Source organism: Gemmatimonadales bacterium, from assembly GCA_030697825.1.
Taxonomy (GTDB): domain Bacteria; phylum Gemmatimonadota; class Gemmatimonadetes; order Gemmatimonadales; family JACORV01; genus JACORV01.
The window spans coordinates 1-1612 of record JAUYOW010000052.1 but is presented as its reverse complement, the minus strand read 5'-3'; the positions used below and the strand labels follow the sequence as shown (position 1 = coordinate 1612).

Annotated in this window: 4 protein-coding genes; all 4 read right to left on the bottom strand. The window is 68.6% G+C overall.

Features of this window, described 5'->3' with window-relative positions:
• Positions 1-255 (bottom strand): zf-HC2 domain-containing protein (locus Q8Q85_02620; GenBank protein ID MDP3773136.1); only part of this gene is annotated, 255 nt, incomplete at its 3' end.
• A 70-nt stretch (positions 256-325) separates the two neighbouring features.
• The gene (locus tag Q8Q85_02615; GenBank protein ID MDP3773135.1) at positions 326-646 is read right to left on the bottom strand and encodes a sigma factor-like helix-turn-helix DNA-binding protein; all 321 of its coding nucleotides are present in this window, start codon (positions 644-646) and stop codon (positions 326-328) included.
• Positions 647-717: 71 nt separating this feature from the next.
• Positions 718-1095: a hypothetical protein gene (locus Q8Q85_02610; protein ID MDP3773134.1), complete on the bottom strand. Its 378-nt coding sequence runs from the start codon at positions 1093-1095 to the stop codon at positions 718-720.
• A gap of 143 nt (positions 1096-1238) precedes the next feature.
• Positions 1239-1612: hypothetical protein (locus Q8Q85_02605; protein MDP3773133.1), on the bottom strand; the 374-nt coding region annotated here is incomplete at its 5' end.

The window sequence follows — 1612 nt, the reverse complement described above, 5'->3', positions numbered from 1 at the left end:
TCCGCCCTCGACCGCGGCGACCTCGCGGGCCATCGCCGAATCGGCAAGTGCCCGGGCCACCGACGCCACCGCGCCCCTGCACTGCGAGCACTCGGCCAGGTGCGGCAGCACTGCCCGCCGCGCCGACCCGTCGAGCGCGCCTTCGGCGAACGCGGCAACGGTTTCGTCGTCGAGGCATTCCGGCGTCGGGGTCTCGGCGCGGGGGCGGGCCAACAGGGCGTCCTTGAGCAGGTCCAGGTCCTCCGGGCGGTTCACGTGGCAGTTTCCTCCGGCCCGCATCGCTGCGAAGCCACCACAATGGGACGACCGGAACCGCGCGGATTGCTCACAGGTCCTCCCGCCTGATGCCGGCGCGCTCGAGCTCGGAGCGCAGCGCGTCCAGCGCACGGTACACCCGGTTGTAGACGGCCTTGGCGTTCGGGAATCCCAGCATCCGGGCGATGTCGGCGGCTGGCAACTCCTCCAACACGTACAGCTCGACCGCTACGCGATCCTCGGGAGCGAGCGACCCGAGCGCCGACTCGAGCACTTGGCGCAGCTCGGCCTCCTCCTCCGCGTGACCTTCAGCCGTGGCGTGCGCCTCCCGCTCCCCTTCCAGCCCCGCGCCGGCATCGCGCAGCAGAGCGCCGCGGCGCCCCTGGGTCACCGCCCGGTACGTGGCGCGAAGCTCTCCGAGAAAAACGCGAAACGACAGGCCGGGCTGCTCGCTCGCGCGAATCAGCTCATAAGCCTCGACGTGGCTGCGGCGATCCAGAAAGACGTGCTCGAAGATGCGGCGCCGGAGCGGCGGCAGGCCCTCCGCGACACCGACAAGCGACGCCGGCCATCGCGATGCCGAAACCAGTCAACGGTGAGGTTGCGAACGACGGTGACCAGCCAGGTGGAGAAGCGGGCGCGGTGGGTGGTCTGGTCGGCCCAGGCCCGCAGCCGCCGGAGGTCGTCCTCGCGCAGGGCGTCGCAGACCCGCGCGAAGACGTCCATCACGTCATCGTAGTCCTGGGCGTAGTGGCGGATGGCCGCGAAGACGATGCGGCGATAACGGGCGAGGAATAGATCCCACGCGGGTTCCGGCCTGCCTTGCTGCAGCTCGGCCACCCAGTCTTCCACCAGACCAGCCTTGGGATGATGGAGACAGCTAGCCCCGAACCCGGCGACGTGTCAAGGGCTCGCACGGGCCCCTAACGCGACGCGCCGGCCACAGGGGCCGGCGCGCTGGGCAATCCTCCGTACTCTCGCAGCTACTTCATCACGATCATCCGCCTCGACGTTCGCCGTCCGTTCACGATCAGCTGGTAGACGTAGACGCCGGACGCGGCTTCGCGGGCGGTGTTCACGTACTTCCCATCCCAGTAGGCGGAGAACTCGCAGAAACCGTTGCGCAACTCTCGGCACTCCAACTCAACGGCGTCCAGTCGCTGGCCGGAGGCCTGCAACGACGGAACCGCCACAAGCTGGGCGAGCACGTTGTATATCCTGATGCTCACTACCGGACCCCGGCCATTGCGGAACAAGCTCTCGCTCAGGCGGAACGGGATCGTCGTCGCCGGATTGAACGGGTTCGGGTAGTTCTGAAGAAGCTCGACCTGGTTGCGTCGCGAGGTATCCTGCTGAG